The 16,007-nt window shown below is 66.6% G+C and carries 15 protein-coding genes; 12 read left to right on the forward strand and 3 right to left on the reverse strand.

The annotated features are described in order from the left end of the window. Window positions 1–163 precede the first annotated feature (163 nt). Window positions 164–907 carry a sulfite exporter TauE/SafE family protein gene (locus H7A86_RS03445; RefSeq protein WP_119130677.1) on the reverse strand — a complete coding sequence of 248 codons (744 nt, stop codon included), beginning with the start codon at window positions 905–907 and terminating at the stop codon, window positions 164–166. A 195-nt stretch (window positions 908–1,102) separates the two neighbouring features. On the opposite strand from H7A86_RS03445, the gene H7A86_RS03450 reads away from it, so the two are divergent. Beyond that, the gene (locus tag H7A86_RS03450; protein ID WP_119130678.1) at window positions 1,103–1,987 is read left to right on the forward strand and encodes a LysR substrate-binding domain-containing protein; all 885 of its coding nucleotides are present in this window, start codon (window positions 1,103–1,105) and stop codon (window positions 1,985–1,987) included. Between the two features lie 54 nt (window positions 1,988–2,041). On the opposite strand, the gene H7A86_RS03455 is transcribed toward H7A86_RS03450, so the two are convergent. Further along, window positions 2,042–2,908: an endonuclease/exonuclease/phosphatase family protein gene (locus H7A86_RS03455; RefSeq protein WP_119130679.1), complete on the reverse strand. Its 867-nt coding sequence runs from the start codon at window positions 2,906–2,908 to the stop codon at window positions 2,042–2,044. Window positions 2,909–3,070: 162 nt separating this feature from the next. Between H7A86_RS03455 and H7A86_RS03460 the strand changes: the two genes are divergently transcribed. From H7A86_RS03460 to gnd, 8 genes are all read left to right on the forward strand, one after another. Continuing rightward, window positions 3,071–4,126 (forward strand): bifunctional nicotinamide-nucleotide adenylyltransferase/Nudix hydroxylase, encoded by a 1,056-nt coding sequence (locus H7A86_RS03460; protein ID WP_119130680.1) that lies wholly within the window; start codon window positions 3,071–3,073, stop codon window positions 4,124–4,126. A gap of 125 nt (window positions 4,127–4,251) precedes the next feature. After that, window positions 4,252–5,655 (forward strand): nicotinate phosphoribosyltransferase, encoded by a 1,404-nt coding sequence (locus H7A86_RS03465; RefSeq protein ID WP_119130681.1) that lies wholly within the window; start codon window positions 4,252–4,254, stop codon window positions 5,653–5,655. Window positions 5,656–5,701: 46 nt separating this feature from the next. Next, window positions 5,702–6,775 (forward strand): hypothetical protein, encoded by a 1,074-nt coding sequence (locus tag H7A86_RS03470; RefSeq protein WP_425509748.1) that lies wholly within the window; start codon window positions 5,702–5,704, stop codon window positions 6,773–6,775. Beyond that, window positions 6,768–7,832: a DNA methyltransferase gene (locus H7A86_RS03475; RefSeq protein WP_119130682.1), complete on the forward strand. Its 1,065-nt coding sequence runs from the start codon at window positions 6,768–6,770 to the stop codon at window positions 7,830–7,832. The genes H7A86_RS03470 and H7A86_RS03475 overlap by 8 nt, the downstream gene beginning before the upstream one ends. A gap of 74 nt (window positions 7,833–7,906) precedes the next feature. Then, a complete protein-coding gene (locus H7A86_RS03480) occupies window positions 7,907–8,707 on the forward strand; it encodes a DUF2242 domain-containing protein (protein WP_180708027.1) in 801 nt (266 codons plus the stop codon). A gap of 121 nt (window positions 8,708–8,828) precedes the next feature. Further along, window positions 8,829–9,209: a glycine zipper 2TM domain-containing protein gene (locus tag H7A86_RS03485; RefSeq protein WP_104583789.1), complete on the forward strand. Its 381-nt coding sequence runs from the start codon at window positions 8,829–8,831 to the stop codon at window positions 9,207–9,209. 141 nt (window positions 9,210–9,350) lie between these two features. Next, window positions 9,351–10,721, forward strand: a complete 1,371-nt coding sequence (locus tag H7A86_RS03490) for a hypothetical protein (protein ID WP_119130684.1) — start codon at window positions 9,351–9,353, stop codon at window positions 10,719–10,721. Between the two features lie 20 nt (window positions 10,722–10,741). Then, on the forward strand, window positions 10,742–11,683 hold the full coding sequence (gnd, locus tag H7A86_RS03495; RefSeq protein WP_104649208.1) for a phosphogluconate dehydrogenase (NAD(+)-dependent, decarboxylating): 942 nt from the start codon (window positions 10,742–10,744) through the stop codon (window positions 11,681–11,683). A gap of 196 nt (window positions 11,684–11,879) precedes the next feature. Here the strand turns inward: gnd and H7A86_RS03500 are convergent, their stop codons facing one another. After that, on the reverse strand, window positions 11,880–12,947 hold the full coding sequence (locus H7A86_RS03500) for an oxidoreductase (RefSeq protein WP_119130685.1): 1,068 nt from the start codon (window positions 12,945–12,947) through the stop codon (window positions 11,880–11,882). A gap of 151 nt (window positions 12,948–13,098) precedes the next feature. Here H7A86_RS03500 and H7A86_RS03505 point away from each other — a divergent pair, with 151 nt between their 5' ends. From H7A86_RS03505 to H7A86_RS03515, 3 genes are all read left to right on the forward strand, one after another. Beyond that, window positions 13,099–13,470: a BON domain-containing protein gene (locus tag H7A86_RS03505; protein WP_180708028.1), complete on the forward strand. Its 372-nt coding sequence runs from the start codon at window positions 13,099–13,101 to the stop codon at window positions 13,468–13,470. 285 nt (window positions 13,471–13,755) lie between these two features. Next, entirely contained in the window at window positions 13,756–15,567 is a 1,812-nt protein-coding gene (locus H7A86_RS03510) for a sensor histidine kinase (protein WP_104649206.1), read from the forward strand. Then, window positions 15,564–16,004: a response regulator gene (locus tag H7A86_RS03515; protein ID WP_104583792.1), complete on the forward strand. Its 441-nt coding sequence runs from the start codon at window positions 15,564–15,566 to the stop codon at window positions 16,002–16,004. Before H7A86_RS03510 ends, H7A86_RS03515 begins: the two co-directional genes overlap by 4 nt. Window positions 16,005–16,007: the final 3 nt, after the last annotated feature.

Here is a 16,007-nt window from a genome sequence, read left to right on the forward strand (position 1 = left end):
CCATCGGGTTGAAGGAATAAAAAAATGCCACCGCACTGCGGTGGCGTTTTTGTTGGCCGACCCTGCATATCGGTCTTGCCGGCGCGAGCGGGTGTGATTGCCGATCGATCTTTCGGCTGCCGTACCGGTATGCCTTGCAGTGCTCAGTGCGTCCGATGTGACCTTACGCCAGTGCCTGCCAGATGCCTTGCAGGCCCAGCACCAGCAGCGTGGTGAAAAAGAAGCGCCGGAACGTCTCGGCGGAAATGCGATGGCGTACCCAGGCACCCAGCCACATGCCGGTGGCGGTGGGCAGCAGCGCCCACAGTGATGGAGCGATCGCCGCACCCGGTAGCGCGCCGTGCCAGGCCAGGGCGATGGCCAGCGCCAGCGTCGCAACGCCGAAACACCAGCCCAGAGACCGGATCAACGACTCGCGCGGGAGCTGCAATGCGCTGAGGTAAGGCAGCGATGGCAGCACGAACACGCCGGTGGCGCCACTCAACAGGCCGGTGACCAGCCCGGCCACTGGTCCGGCCCAGGGTTCGTGACGCGCCTGCAGCGTCCACTGGCGGCGGGCCAGCCCAAGCAGGGCATACAGCGCCAGCAGCACACCCAACCCGGCGCGGACCAAAGTGGGATCGGCGCCTGTCATCACTCCTGCGCTCAGCCAGGTGCCGAGCGTCACGGTTGCCAGCAATGGCCACAGGCGCCGCAACAGGGCGAGCGTGTCTGGTCCCCAGGCTTGCTGCACATTCGTCACCAGCGAAGGCAGCGCCAGTAACGTCGCTGCCTCGGCAGGTGTCAGCCATAGACCCAGCAGCCCCATTGCCACGGTCGGCAAGCCCATCCCGGCCACGCCCTTGACCCAGCCAGCCAGCAAGAAAATACCTGCGATCAGATACCAATGGGTGTGCAAGGTCTCCATGCAGGCAAGGATCCGGGCTTGTTCCGCCGCGGACAATGCGGGATTGTTTGATGCAGGCTTCGGTACAGCCGAAGGCTGAGGCACGGGACGCGGGGGCGTGGAAGGATCCATGGCCAGCTAGGTGGCGGTTTGACCAAGCTGCCTTTTCGGCGGCCGGTGCACATCGATTGACGTACACGTGCCTGTGGAGCGCTCATGCATCTGGAATTTGTCGATCTACGCTTGTTCATCGCGGTGGTCGAGGCAGGCAGCATCACTGCCGGCGCGCAACGGGCGGCGTTGTCGTTGGCGGCTGCCAGCGCGCGGATTCGTGCGCTGGAGCTGCAAGTGGGCGCCGTCCTGCTGGAACGCGGGCGCCGCGGTGTCAGCCTGACCCCGGCTGGCGGTGTGTTGCTGCGGCACGCACGGCAGTTGCAGCGGCAGACCGAGGCGTTGCAGCTGGAGCTGGGCGGCTACGGTGGCGGCGGGCAGGTGACGCTGCGGCTGGCGGCCAATACCGCGGCGTTGTCGGCATGGCTGCCCGAACGGCTGGCGGATTTTCTCATCGCACACCCGCAGCTGGATCTGGCGTTGACCGAGCAGGGCAGCGACGAAGCCGCCGATGCGGTGCGCGAGGAACGCGCCGACATCGCCGTGGTCGCAAGCCATGCCGATGTCAGTGGCCTGCAGGTGCTGCCGTTCCGTGAGGATCGGCTGGTGCTAGTGATGGCTGCCACGCATCCACTGGCTGGCGCCTCGACGCTGCGATTGAACGAGCTGGCCGGAATGGACACGCTGGGCCTGGCCGGCGACAGCGCCCTGCAGCGGCACCTGCGCGTACACGTGAACCGCGCCGGCGTGCAGTTGCGCACCCGTGCAAAGGTGCAAGGCATCGACGCGTTGTGCCGCATGCTCGCACAAGGCATGGGCGTGGCGATTCTTCCGCACGCCGCAGTGCAACGCTCATGCGTGCGCGATCAGCTAGTGACGGTGCCCCTGGATGAAGCCTGGGCACCTCGGCAACTGTCGATCGTGCTGCGTCACGGGCCCGCGCCATCGACCATGCTGCAAGCGCTGGTCGATTGGCTGCAACGCGATTGACCTATGTGCTGTCAGACGGGCCGGCATCGTGACAGCGTCACCTCGCCGGCACGATCAATGCGGCCAGGCGAATTCGGCCAGCACCGGGTAGTGGTCGGAGGGCAACACACCGCCTGGGCGGGTATCCAGCGTGGAAAAGCGTGTTGGTGTCAGGCCACGGAACAGGATCCAGTCGATGCGTCGGGTCGGTTGCGTGGTGAAGTCCTGGAAGGTTTTTTCCGGGCCTTGCGGTGCCGAGACGCGGGCACGTGCATCGCCAAGCGTGGCGGTGAGGATGCGGTAGGTGCCTTGGTCAGGATCGCTGTTGAAGTCACCGGTCAGCACCACCGGAATGTCGGCCGGCAGCGACGCGATGCGCGACAGGATGACGCGCGCGCTGTGCTCGCGGGCGGCCTCGTCCTGGTCGCGGTGGGCGAAGTGCGTGTTGAGCAGATAGAAGCGGCGCTTGTCGCTGCGGCGCTCGAACAGGGCCCAGGTCACCATGCGTGGCAGGTCGGTATTCCAGCTGCGGCTGCCGGGCACCTGTGGCGTTTCCGATAGCCAGAAGTCGCCCGATTCCACAACCGACAACGTGCGGCTGTCGTAGAACACACCCATGTGTTCGCCGTTGCCGTCGGCGTCGCGGCCCTTGCCGAACCAGCGGTAATCAGGCAGCTGTGCAGCCAGATACTGCGCCTGTTCCTGCACCAGTTCCTGCATTCCGAAGACGTCCGGGTGCGCTTGTTCGATCGATGCCACCATCGCCGTGCGGCGCACGTCCCAGCGCTTGTCACCGTCGGTGTCCACCGGCACGCGCACGTTGAACGACATCACCCGCAAGGGCGCAGGCGCGGGTGCGGCCAATGCAGGCAGGGCGATGCACAGCAGCGCGAGTGCGGCGAGCAAGGAACGTGAGATAGCGCGAAAGGACAGGCGTGGCATGCAGGCGGATTCCTAAGGACCAATCGGCGAGTCTAATCGGCCTGCATGACCGAAAGATCATTGTCACACCGCGCCGGCTTGACGTCGTCGCGTATCGGCGTAGCATTTACAGCAAGCCAGCGGATAGACCGTTGGCTGCCTAATCAACCGTGAGGGATTCTCATGGCATTGCAGTACGATTATCTCGTGTTTATCGGGCGTTTCGAGCCCTTTCATAACGGCCACGCCGCCGTCGCCCGCCACGCGCTGGGCAAGGCGAACAAGCTCATCGTATTGATCGGTTCTGCCGACACGCCCCGCACCATTCGCAATCCGTGGACCGTCGCCGAACGCGCGGTGATGATCGAGTCCGCGTTGCCGGGCGAGAGCCCGCGGCTGATCCTGCGCCCGTTGCGCGACCATCTGTACAACGAAAGCCTGTGGATTGCCGAGGTGCAGCGGCAGGTTGCCGAGGCCGTGCAGGCTGATGGCGGCACGCTCGATGCACGCATCGGCCTGATCGGCATGGACAAGGACGCCAGCAGCTATTACCTGCGCGAGTTTCCGCAGTGGCCGCTGGAAGATGTGCAACATACCGCCACGCTGTCGGCGACCGAATTGCGCCGTTATCTGTTCGAGGCCGGCGAGATTGGTTTCCACGGTGGGCTGCTGATGCTGCGTGGCAATGTGCCGGCGCCGGTGTACGACATGCTGGACGCGTTCCGGCGCAATTCGCCGAGCTACGCACAGCTGGTGGCCGAATACCGCTTCATCGAGCAGTATCGCGCCGCGTGGAAGGACGCCCCGTATCCGCCGACCTTCGTCACCACCGATGCGGTAGTGGTGCATTCGGGCCACGTGCTGCTAGTGCGTCGACGTGCCGAGCCGGGCAAGGGCCTGTGGGCATTGCCGGGCGGTTTCGTCGGCCAGGACGAAGGCCTGCTGGACGGCTGCCTGCGCGAGCTGCGCGAGGAAACCCGGCTGAAAGTGCCGGTGCCGGTGCTCAAGGGGTCGTTGCGTGGGCGCCAGGTGTTCGATCACCCCGAGCGCAGCTTGCGCGGGCGCACCATCACCCATGCCTTCCACTTCGAGTTTCCGGCCGGCGAGTTGCCTGCGGTGCGCGGGGGCGACGATGCCGACAAGGCGCGCTGGATTCCGCTTGCCGAAGTGATGGCGATGGGGCCGCGCCTGTACGAAGATCATCTGCATATTCTCGAATTCTTTCTGGGTCGCGGCTGAGGGCGACAACGGGTGCGTGCCGTCGTCCACCAAAGGCATCCGCGCGCAATCCAAGATCGGCTCGAACCGTAGCCTCCCGCCGGCGGACAGACCGCCGGTTCACCCGACGCGAAGGAGCTTCCGTCATGCATTACCTCGATAACCTGCTGCTCAACACCGACAGCTACAAGGCCAGCCACTGGCTGCAGTATCCACCTGGCACCGATGCGGCGTTTTTCTATGTCGAATCGCGCGGTGGCGTCTACGACCAGACCGTGTTCTTCGGCCTGCAGTCGATCCTGAAGGAGGCGATCAACCGGCCGGTGACGCATGCCGACATCGACGATGCGAAGGCCTTGCTGGCCGCGCATGGCGAGCCGTTCAACGAAGCCGGCTGGCGCGACATCGTCGATCGTCTCGGCGGGCAACTGCCGATCCGCATCCGCGCCGTGCCCGAAGGTGCGGTCGTGCCCACGCACAATGTGTTGATGACGATCGAATCCACCGATGCCAAGGCGTTCTGGGTGCCGTCGTATCTGGAAACACTGCTGTTGCGCGTGTGGTACCCGGTGACGGTGGCAACGGTGAGCTGGCAGGTGAAGCAGGTCGTGCGCGATTACCTGCAGCGCACCAGCGACGATCCGGAAGGGCAGTTGCCGTTCAAGCTGCATGACTTCGGCGCGCGTGGTGTCTCCAGTCTTGGCTCGGCCGCGCTGGGTGGTGCGGCGCATCTGGTGAACTTCCTTGGTACCGATACCTTGTCGGCGTTGTTGCTGGCGCGTGCGCACTACCACACGCCGGTGGCGGGGTATTCGATTCCCGCCGCCGAGCACAGCACCATCACCAGCTGGGGCCGCGAGCGCGAGGCCGATGCGTACCGCAACATGCTGACGCAGTTCGCGCGTCCCGGCTCGCTGGTGGCGGTGGTGTCGGACAGCTACGACATCTACCACGCGATCCGCGAGCATTGGGGCACCACCTTGCGCGAGCAGGTGATCGCCTCCGGTGCGACGGTGGTGATCCGCCCGGATTCGGGCGACCCGGTGGACGTGGTCGAGCACTGCCTGGCGCTGCTGGACGAGGCCTTCGGCCATCGGCTCAACGGCAAGGGCTACAAGGTGCTCAACCATGTGCGGGTGATCCAGGGCGATGGCATCAATCCACAGTCGCTGCGCGCGATCCTCGAACGCATCACCGCTGCCGGGTATGCCGCCGACAACGTCGCCTTCGGCATGGGCGGTGCGCTGTTGCAGAAGGTGGATCGCGATACGCAGAAGTTCGCGCTGAAGTGCTCGGCCGTGCGCGTGGACGGGCAATGGGTCGATGTCTACAAGGACCCGGTCACCGACAAGGGCAAGCAGAGCAAGCGCGGTCGGCTGACCTTGCTGCGCAACCGCGGCGATGGCAGTTATCGCAGCGCGTTGCTGGACGACGTCGGCACACATGCAGACAGCGACGATGCGCTGGTGACGGTGTGGGAAAACGGCGTCATGCAGCAGGAGTGGACCCTGGAACAGGTGCGCGCACGTGCCGACGCCGCGCGCCGCTGACGTTCGCCACGCAGGCACCGCCATGCGCGCGATCGATGACAACGCGTTGCTGTCTGCCTCGCCGCTGCTGGCCGGATTGCGCGCCGCCGCACCCAGCCTGTGGCGGCGCGTGCCGGAGCAGGGCGAGAGCGGCCGATGGCATGCACTGCGCATCGGCGCGCGCGCGTACCGGGTAGCGCTGCCGATCACGTTCACTCCGTATGCGTCGGTACGGCCGTGCTCGGCGCGTTGCGGATTCTGCTCGGAAAACCTGCGCCAGCATCATGGTGGCGCGGCGGCAGCGATGTTGCGGCCAGGGCCGGACTACTTTGCGCAGTTGCGCGCTGCCTTGCAGCTGCTGCACGAGGTGCCGTTGTCGTATTCGTTGTCCGGCCTGGAGATGACCGACGATCCGGACTGGTTGCAGACCCTGCTGCAGACCCTGGCGACGACGCCCAACGGCCCGCGCGTGGAGCAGCGCGTGCTGTACAGCAATGGCGCAGGCTTTGCGCGCGCGCAGGGGGCACAGCTGATCGATGCCCTGGTCGAGTTCGGCCTGTCGTGGATCGAGCTGTCGCGCCACCACCCGCTGCAGGCCGGCAACGATGCGATCATGCGCTTTCGTCCCGGCGAACCCATTGCCGATGCAGCTACTTTCGCGCGCACGGCGCAACGCCTTGCAGCGCGCCTGCCGGTGCGGCTGGTCTGCATCGTGCAGCGGGGCGGGGTGGACACTGCCGATGCCGTGGCGCAGTACCTCGCGTGGGCGCGCAGCTGTGGCGCCACACAGGTGATCTTTCGCGAGTTGTCGCGTCTGGACGATGCGTACCGCAGCAACGGCACCTGGCGGTACATCGCGCAGCATCGCATCGGCATGGAGCGCTTGTTGGCGGACTGCATGCAGCAGCGGTGGTGGTCGCGCTGGCAGGCGGATGGCATGACCGAGGGCTATTACTTCTGGAATCTGCGCATGCGCAGCGACGACGGCCTGGACGTGGTGTTCGAAAGTGCCGACTACGCGGCCATGCACGCACGCCATGCCACCGGCGACCTCTACAAGCTGGTGTTCTTTGCCAATGGCCGCCTGTGTGCGGGCTGGGACCCGGATGCCGATGTGCTGTGGGAGCCGGCCGGTGGATGAGCTCGATCAGCGCAGCTGGTGGACGCCCACACCGGATGACCCGTCCTGGGCACTGCCCGAGGCGTTGCGCGCAGCCGATCCACTTGGCGGGCGCGACTGTGGCTGGGTCAACCAGATGCGCCCGTTCGTGCGGCACTTCAGCGCGCCGGGCGCGCAGGTGTTCGACCCGTTCTGCGGATTCGGCAGCACGCTGCTGGCGGCCACGCTGGAAGGGCGTGGCGCGCATGGCATGGAGATCGATGCCGCACGCGCGCAACTGGCACGCACGCGCCTGCAGCGGCACGGCGTGCAGGCGCCGGTGGTGGTCGGCACGCTGGTCGACACCGCGCCTGCCGCGGCGATCGACCTGTGCCTGACCAACGTGCCGTATTTCGGTTGCCGCTGGCACGGTGAGGCGCTGCCCGGGCAGCTGTACGCCAGTGCCGATTACGCGGGCTATCTGTCCGGCATGCGCGCGGTATTGCATGCGCTGCGCAAGCGGTTGCGACCGGGTGGGTTCGGTGTGGCGATGGTGGAGAACGTCGTCGTCGGCGGGCGGGTGATCCCGCAGGCCTGGGATCTGGGGCGGATCCTTGCCAGCCTGTTCACCCTGCGCGAGGAGCGGGTGCTGTGCTACCGGCGGCCGGGCGCAGCGCTGGCGCCTGCAGGCACGCAGAGCAATCGCAGCCACGAGTACGCACTGATCTTCCAGCACTGCCGTGCGCGGCTGGACCTGCAGCAGGCAGCGCAGCTGCTGCACGCGTTACGAGCAAACGGTCTGCCGGTGGAGGTACACGGCAGCTACGCGCGCTGGCTGGAGTCGCCGGCGTCGGTGCCGGAGGGGCCGGCGGATCTGGACCTGATCCTGCAGGCCGAGCAGCCGCTCTGGGACCGCCTCACCGTGTGGCTGCAGGCGCAGGGATTCGCCCTGAGCCTGTGGGGCGAGCCGTGCCGGGCGCCGGTCGCGCTGGCGGCGGTGCGTGCGCACCACTATCTGCGCGCCGAGCGCATCGGTGCAGACGGCAGCCGCCTGCAGCTGGACCTGCAACTGCCAGCGGATGAACCGCCGTTGCCCTGAGCCGGCCAGGCGACGCCGCGCGCACATGGGTTGCGACTATGCTCTGTGCCGGTTTTGGATGCCGGAATGTCTCCATGTCTCGTTCTTCCCTGATTGCGCACGGCGCCCTGCTTGGCGCGCTGGCAACCCTGGCTGGCTGCGGCGGCAGCAAGGGCGACACGATGCTGATGCGCGAGTCGTTCAATTCCGACGACACCTATTCGCGCAATGTGGCAGCCACCTCGCCGCAGGCCTGCGAGGCCGCGCGACGGGTGTTGTTGAGCCAGGGCTATGCGGTGACGCGTGCCGATGCCGCCGCGGTGGAGGGCAGCAAGAACTTCCAGCTCAAGGAAGCCGAGCAGAGCGAACAACTCAACCTGCGCATTTCCTGCGCCACGCAGGACGGCGGCAAGGCGCAGGTGTTCGTCAGCGCATTGCAGGACCGTTACGCGCTGAAGAAGAGTTCGACCTCGGCCAGCGTCGGGGTGGGCGTGCTCGGCTCGCTGTCGCTGCCGGTGGGCAGCAGCGGCGATTCGCTGGTGCGCGTATCCAGCACCACGGTGCAGGACGCGGCCTTCTACAAGCGGTTCTTCGATCGTCTGAATTCGTATCTGCCCAAGGTCACCGAGGCGGTGTCGGCGGCTGCAGCTGCGGTGCCGCCATCGCCTGCGCATGCAATGCCAGTGTCACCGGCGGCCCCCATGCCTGCGGCGACTGCGGCCGCTCAGACGGGCGAGGCGACCAACACGCCCGCTGCCGCGCCGTCACCGGTTGCAGCGCCGGTCGCTCAGCCCCCTGTCGCGCAGCCGCCGGTGGCACCGTTGCCGGTGGAAGCGCAAGACCCGCCACCGACGCCGGCCGAGGTGCCGCAAACCGAGCCGGCAACACAGCCGTGAGGACGTGATTCAGGCTCTGTGCCAAAGCCTGAATCGCTGGCCGCACGCTTCACGTTGCGTTCTCGACCAACTGGCGAAAGTGGAACCATGACTCGCCGAAGGGGCGAGATGGAGACAGACGATGAAGATGCGCAATTCCCTCGTGGGTATGTCCCTGATCGCGTTGATGGCAACGAGCACCTTGGCGCAGGCGCAGACGCGGTCGCATCAGCAGCGTTATACCGAAGCAGATGAAGGCCGCAAGTTCGGCGACGGAACGCGCGTGCGCTGCCGCAATGTCGAAGTGCAGAAGAACTCGACCGATCCCAACCGGATCGGCGGCACCGTCGCCGGCGCTGCCATCGGCGGACTGCTCGGCAATCAGGTCGGCGGCGGCAACGGCAAGAAGCTGGCCACCGTGGCTGGCGCGGTCGCCGGTGGTGCAGCGGGCCGCACCATCCAGGGCAACCGCCAGCAGACCAATGGCAATCGTCAGGTCGAGCGCGTTTGCGAACGTCGCTGAGAATGATGTATTGAATCCAGCGAGCCCCGGTCCTGCCGGGGCTTTCTACGTCTGAGGGTGCAGCGCCTTGCTGCCGATCCGCGTCACCGCAACTAGATGAGTGTTTTACGCAGCTCCCGCAAGCGATTGCAGGCAGGACGCATGCGGCTTGCGTTCGCAGCCGCACCTGCGGCTGCACCGCATGGACGGCGTGGTCGCCTTGGCGTGCGCCTGTGCGCTGCCGCGTTGCTCGCCGCGCAGCTGCTGCAGTCCGCCTTGGCCACGCCGAGCGAGGCCGCGCGCAAGGCCCCGGTGGACTGCGTCGATATCCTGTTGCGCCAGCTCGGTTGGGAGATCGGCAACGCGGCGGTGAGTGCGCCGGTGATCCAGCGCGGCAAGCCATGCACGCGCGCGTCGCTGGCGCAGGCGCGCGCGGCCGGCGATCTGCAGCTGACGCTGCCGGCCAGCTGGAACGCGCAACAACGCGCTGCCACGCTCGTGGCCTTGCTGGACGATACGGCGACCCAATGCGCGTACGCGTTCGAACTCGGTGCGGCCACGCGGCGCGCCGCCACACGGCTGCAGGACAACCCGGGCTACCGGTTTTCGGCGCTGCAACTGGGCTGGATCGGCTTCGGCTGGCGCGGCGCGGCGTCGCAGGGCTGGAGCGGCTTTCGCAGTTTCGGGCGCGGCTATCAACCGCGCGGCAGCAATGCGCAGGCGCTGGATGCGTTCTACCGCGGCCAGGTGCGTTCCGAATGCGGGGTGGGACGGCAGGTGGCCCAATTGGCCACGCAGCGCGAACTGTATGGCGATGCGGGATTCGATCAGGTGTTCAGCGCCGGCGAGTTGTCGATCGGCACCTTTTTGACCCTGCACGACACCGACAGCATCCTGCTGGGTGCGCATGCCGGCGACTTCTTCGCCGACGGCAAGGCGGTCAGGACCGCGCAGCTGGGGCGCCAGGCATTTGTCGGCGCGCCGGGGTTCATTGCGCATGTGTTCGACAAGTCGTCCCTGGACGACATCCACAACCAGGCCGAGAACTTCGTGGTGGTGGATGTGAGCGACGCAGCCGCGCAGGCGCTGGCCCAGCACGGCGGCTTTGCGCATTACGACGCGCGCAACCGGCAGATCTGGGAGCTGGCCAGGGAGCTGCGCGGGCCGGGCAAGCGGCGCTTCGAGCGGCTGCTGTACGAACGCGATGCGCAGCTGCGCGCCACGCTCGATGCGCAGCAGCAGGCACGCCTGCAAACGCTGCAAGGCCTGCTGGACGACCCGTTCTACCAGGGCTTTCTGGTGTACGTGCATCCCAAGGGCATCAAGCCGATCGGGTACCACGTGGCGCGCCTGCTCGATCGCAACCCGCGCACGCCGTATGCCATCGATCTGACCTTGCACAACCTGCGCAGCACCCTGTACTGGCGCTGGATCGACTGGCAGCTGCAGCAGTGCGGCGCCGGCACCGCCGCGGAACAATCCATTGAGAATTCCGCCACGCCGGCGTACGCCGGGCGTGGCACCCTGCACTGATCAGATCATGAGGAGCGATTATGGAACTGGGTATGGTGGGTTTGGGCCGCATGGGCGCCAACATGGCCGAGCGCCTGGTGCACGGCGGACACCGCGTGCATGGCTACGATCCGGGCGAAAGCGCGCGTCGCAGTGCGCAGGCCAAGGGCATTGTCACCGCTGATGCGCTGGCCGCGCTGGTGTCCGCGCTGCCGAGCCCGCGCGTGGTGTGGTTGATGGTGCCGGCGGGCAAGATCGTCGACGACACCCTGGCGCAGTTGCTGCCGCTGTTGCAGCCTGGCGACATCGTCATCGACGGCGGCAATTCGTACTACAAGGATTCGCAACGCCGCGCCGCGTTGTTGCAGGCCAGCGGTATCGCCTTTGTCGACTGCGGCACCAGTGGCGGCGTCTGGGGTCTGCAGGAAGGCTATAGCCTGATGGTGGGCGGCGACGAAGCGGCGGTGACCACGCTGCATCCGGTGCTGGCCACGCTGGCGCCGGCCGCGGACAAGGGCTGGGGCCGGGTCGGTCCGAGCGGTGCCGGCCACTTCACCAAGATGGTCCACAACGGCATCGAGTACGGAATGATGCAGGCCTATGCCGAGGGCTTCGCGCTGATGCAGCACAAGACCGACTTTGCGCTGGACCTGCACCAGGTCGCCGAGATCTGGCGCGACGGCAGCGTGGTGCGTTCGTGGTTGCTGGATCTCACCGCCGATGCGCTGGCGCACAATCCGACCATGGCGGGTATCGCACCGTTCGTGGCCGATTCGGGCGAAGGCCGCTGGACGGTGGCCGAGGCGATCGACCTGGAAGTGTCGGCGCCGATCATCACCTTGTCGCTGATGGAGCGCCTGCGCTCGCGCGACAAGGATTCGTTCACCGACAAGCTGCTGGCCGCAATGCGCAACCAGTTCGGTGGTCATGCGGTCAAGACCACCACGGAAGCCGCGCCGACGATCGGCAGCAAGGACGTCTGAGCGATCGCGCCGACGCCTGCACGGCGCGCAGTGCAGGTCTGTTCCATCGCGTCTGTGTCTGGCGACTGCCGGCGTGCCCGCTGACTGAGTGCGGTGCGCATTGATGCGGTGCCCGCACGTGGCACCGCAGGACGCGGGCGCGTCATTGCCGATGCCGAATATCGGCTGGGCGCCTGCACCGGCGCCCGGCCGTGCATCAGCCGCGCGAAGCCGCGCTCGCGTCTTCCAGCCATTGCACCTGGCCCGAGGCGGCACTGCGTTGCGCCAGCTCCAGCAGCTCCATCACCTGCACCGCGTCGGCGCCACTGACCGGCGCCTGGCCGGTGCCTGCCAGGGCATCGCGGAAGGCGGCGTAGCACTGCCGGTAGTCGCCCGGCGTGGTGTCGGGTTGATGGGTGTGCACGCGGCCTTCGTCGTCCACGCGGGTCAGCGTGCCCGGGAGTGGGTCCACCCCCCAACCGGCCGTTCCGGGGCGGCGTCCGGCGCGTAGCTGGTCTTCCTGCGTGTCCAGCCCGTGCTTGAGATAGCTGCCACGGGTGCCGTGCACGGCAAAGCGCAGGCCACTGTCGGCCACCAGCGAGCCGGCATGCAGGATCACGCGCAGCCGCGGATACCGCAGGGTGACGTGGAAGTAGTCGTCGCTGCGCGCCTGGTTGCGTTGACGCTGCAGATCCGCTCCGATCGCCTGCGGCGTACCGAACAACTGCAGCGCCTGATCGAGCAGATGCGGCCCCAGGTCGTACCAGAGACCGGCGCCGGGGATGTCGCTCTCGCGCCAGCGGTCGCGCACCTGCGGCCGGAAGCGGTCGAAGTGCGAATGGAATTCCACCACTTCGCCCAACTGGCCTTCCTCGATCAGCCGGCGCACGGTCAGGAAGTCCGCATCCCAGCGCCGGTTCTGGAACACGCTGACGATGCGTCCTGCCGCTGCGGCGGCAGCCACCACCGCACGCGCCTGCGCGGCGTCCAGCGCGAAGGGCTTGTCGACCAGCACATGCTTGCCGGCTGCCAGGGCCTGCAACGCGAACGGCGCATGGGTCTGGTTGGGAGTGGCCAGCACCACCGCATCCAGCGCGGGATCGGCCAGTGCCGTGTCCAGATCGGCAAGCACGGCGACCTCGGGAAAGTCGGCCTGTGCCTGCTGCGGCTTGGACGACACCACGCTGTGCAGTGTCAGGCCCGGAGTGCTGGCGATCAGCGGGGCATGGAAGGTGCGGCCGACATAGCCATAGCCGACGACGGCCAGATTGAACGGTTTAGGCATTGAAAACGGTTCATCGCAACGACGGAAGAGGCCTGCATGGTATTGCACACACCCGTGTGCGCCGGGTTCACAACCCCTGCATCCGGCAGTCACGTGTGCACGACGAGCGCCACTGCAGACTCCAGCCACATTCAACAGGAGGGACTATCCGATGAAGAACATCACACAGGTACGTAAGCTGCTGGCCGTGGCGCTGTCGCTGGGTCTGGCGCTGGGCGCCTCGCAGGCATTTGCCGCGCCGCAGGAACACGCCGACCACAAGGACCATGCCGCCGGCATGAACGACTCCAAGAAGCCGGTCACCGACACCTGGATCACCACCAAGGTGAAGGCCGACCTGCTGGCGACCGACAATGTGTCGGGCACCGACGTCAAGGTCGAGACCAAGAACGGCATCGTCACCCTGACCGGCACGGTTGCTACCAAGGCCGAGCACGACAAGGCCGTGGCAGTTGCCAAGGGCATCGAAGGCGTCAAGAGCGTCAAGTCCACCGGTCTGAAGGTGGTCGCTGCAAAGATGTAAGTGCAGCGGTAGCGAATGCCGGGCCAGCCGAGGCGAGGCGGCTGATCCGAGCACGAGGCGCACTCCCAGGAGTGCGCCTTTTTGTTGTCTGCGCCCGACGCAGGCAGGCCGACGGGCGGCGGGGCGCTCGCGCCATTTTCACGTTTACTGCACTTATCATATGCCCATTCAGCTATGTCGCCATCGGAGTGACCAGGCTGAATCGTTAATCTCATCTTTGGCCTGATCGGACACAATACCGACTTGCCTTCGGGGCCCTGGCAGCGAGCGGACACAGACCTAGCAATGCAGACAACGGTCCAAGCAGACAAATGGGATCGCTGGCGCCTGCCGTTACTGGCGGTTGCCGTGTTCCTGATTGTGGTGGTGCCGTCGTTGCTGCTGCAGCAGATGGCGCACAACGCCAACCAGGCCGCAGTGTGGGTCTCGCATAGCCAGGACGTGCAGGAGACTGCCCAGCGTCTGGAAGCGGCGATGCGCGACACCGAATCGGCGGCCTTGATGCGCTCGCATGGCGTGCAGCGCCCGGCCCTGCTGGAACGCATGCGGCGCGGCCGGCGCGAGTCAATGGACGCGGTGCAGCGGTTGATCGTGCTGACCAAGGACAACCCCGCGCAACAGGTGCGGATGGGGCGTATCCAGAGCACCATCGAGCGGCGCCTGTTGCTGGCCGAGCGGGTTGCGGTGACCACCGACCCGGAGCAGATCCGCGCGCTGATCAACGACATGACCCTGAACAACCCGATCCGCGTGCTGATCGACGAGTTGCAGGAGGCCGAGGGCAAGCTGCTGGAGTTGCGCAACGTGCGTGCCGAGACCGAGCGGGCGCATTACGCGGTGTTGAGCTGGGCCACGCTGGTGGTGCAGCTGCTGCTGCTGGGCACGGTGACCTGGTTGCTGCAGCGGCAGATCCGTCGCCGCCTGGCGGCCGAGCAGGAATACCTGCGCGCCAACGGCCGCGCCTCGTCGGTGTTGCAGACCGTGCGCGAGCCGATCGTGCTGCTGGATTCCAGTCAGCGCATCCTGCTGCACAACCCGGCGTTTGCCGAGCTGTACGGGCTGGAGGAGCGCGGCAACGAATCGATGGCGCTGGACGACGTGGGCGAAGGCGTGTGGCGCGATGCGCAGATCCATCAGCGGCTGGCCGACGTGCTGCTGCGCGGCCGCGAGTTGTGGGATTACGAACACGAGCAGCGCGCCGCCGATGGCGTGCTGCGCACCATGCTGATCAACGCGCGGCGCATGCCGCTGCCGGACACCAGCGATGAAGACGTGGTACTGATGACGGTCAGCGACATCAGCCTGCAGAAGGCCTCGCAGCTGCGCATCCAGGAGCTCAACCGGCAGATGGAAGGCAAGGTGGAGCAGGTGTCGGAGGTCAACCGCGAGCTGGAAGCCTTCAGCTATTCGGTCTCGCACGATCTGCGCGCGCCGCTGCGCCATGTGGCTGGATTCTCCGACAAGCTGGCGCGCCATCTGGGCGATGCGGCGGACGAGAAATCGCGTCACTACATGGAAGTGATCAGCAGCTCGGCGCGGCGCATGGCCTCGTTGATCGACGATCTGCTGGTGTACTCGCGCCTGGGCCGCAGCGCGCTGCGGCTGCAGGCGGTGGACATGCAGTCGCTGGTGTCGGAAACGCGCGCGATCCTGGATTCCAACGTGCAGAGCGAGAACACCGGCCACCGGGTGGACTGGCATATCGCGCCGTTGCCGGTGCTGGTGGCCGACGAAAACATGATGCGCCAGCTGTGGATGAACCTGCTTGGCAACGCGGTGAAATACAGCGCCAAGCGCACGGTGGCCAGGATCGAGGTCACCTACACGCCGATGGCCGACGGCGGCCATCAGTTCAGCGTGCGCGACAACGGCGCCGGCTTCGACATGGAGTACAGCGCCAAGTTGTTCGGTGTGTTCCAGCGCCTGCACAAGGCCAGCGAATACGCCGGCACCGGCATCGGCCTGGCCAGCGTGCGGCGCGTGCTGACGCGTCACGGCGGCCGGATCTGGGCCGAGGGCGCGGTCGATGAAGGCGCCACGTTCTATTTCGTGCTTCCCCCTGCGCTTGAAGCGCCCAACCAAGAGTTCACTGTATGACCGCCATCCGTACCATTCTTCTGGCAGAAGACAGCCCGGCCGATGCGGAAATGGCCGTCGATGCCTTGCGCGAAGCCCGCCTGGCCAATCCCATCGTGCACGTCGAGGACGGCGTGGAAACCATGGACTACCTGCTGCGCCGGGGCATCTTCGCCGATCGCGAGGAAGGCCTGCCGGCCGTGTTGCTGCTGGACATCAAGATGCCGCGCCTGGACGGGCTGGAAGTGCTCAAGCAGATCCGCAGCGAGGAGACGCTCAAGCGCCTGCCGGTGGTGATCCTGTCATCCTCGCGCGAAGAGAGCGACCTGGCCCGCAGCTGGGACCTGGGCGTCAATGCCTACGTGGTCAAGCCGGTGGACGTGGATCAGTTCTTCAACGCAGTCAAGACGCTCGGCACCTTCTGGGCGGTCATCAATCAGGCACCGGAGCTGGACTGACCC

The organism is Xanthomonas euroxanthea (genome assembly GCF_903989455.1).
GTDB lineage: Bacteria > Pseudomonadota > Gammaproteobacteria > Xanthomonadales > Xanthomonadaceae > Xanthomonas > Xanthomonas euroxanthea.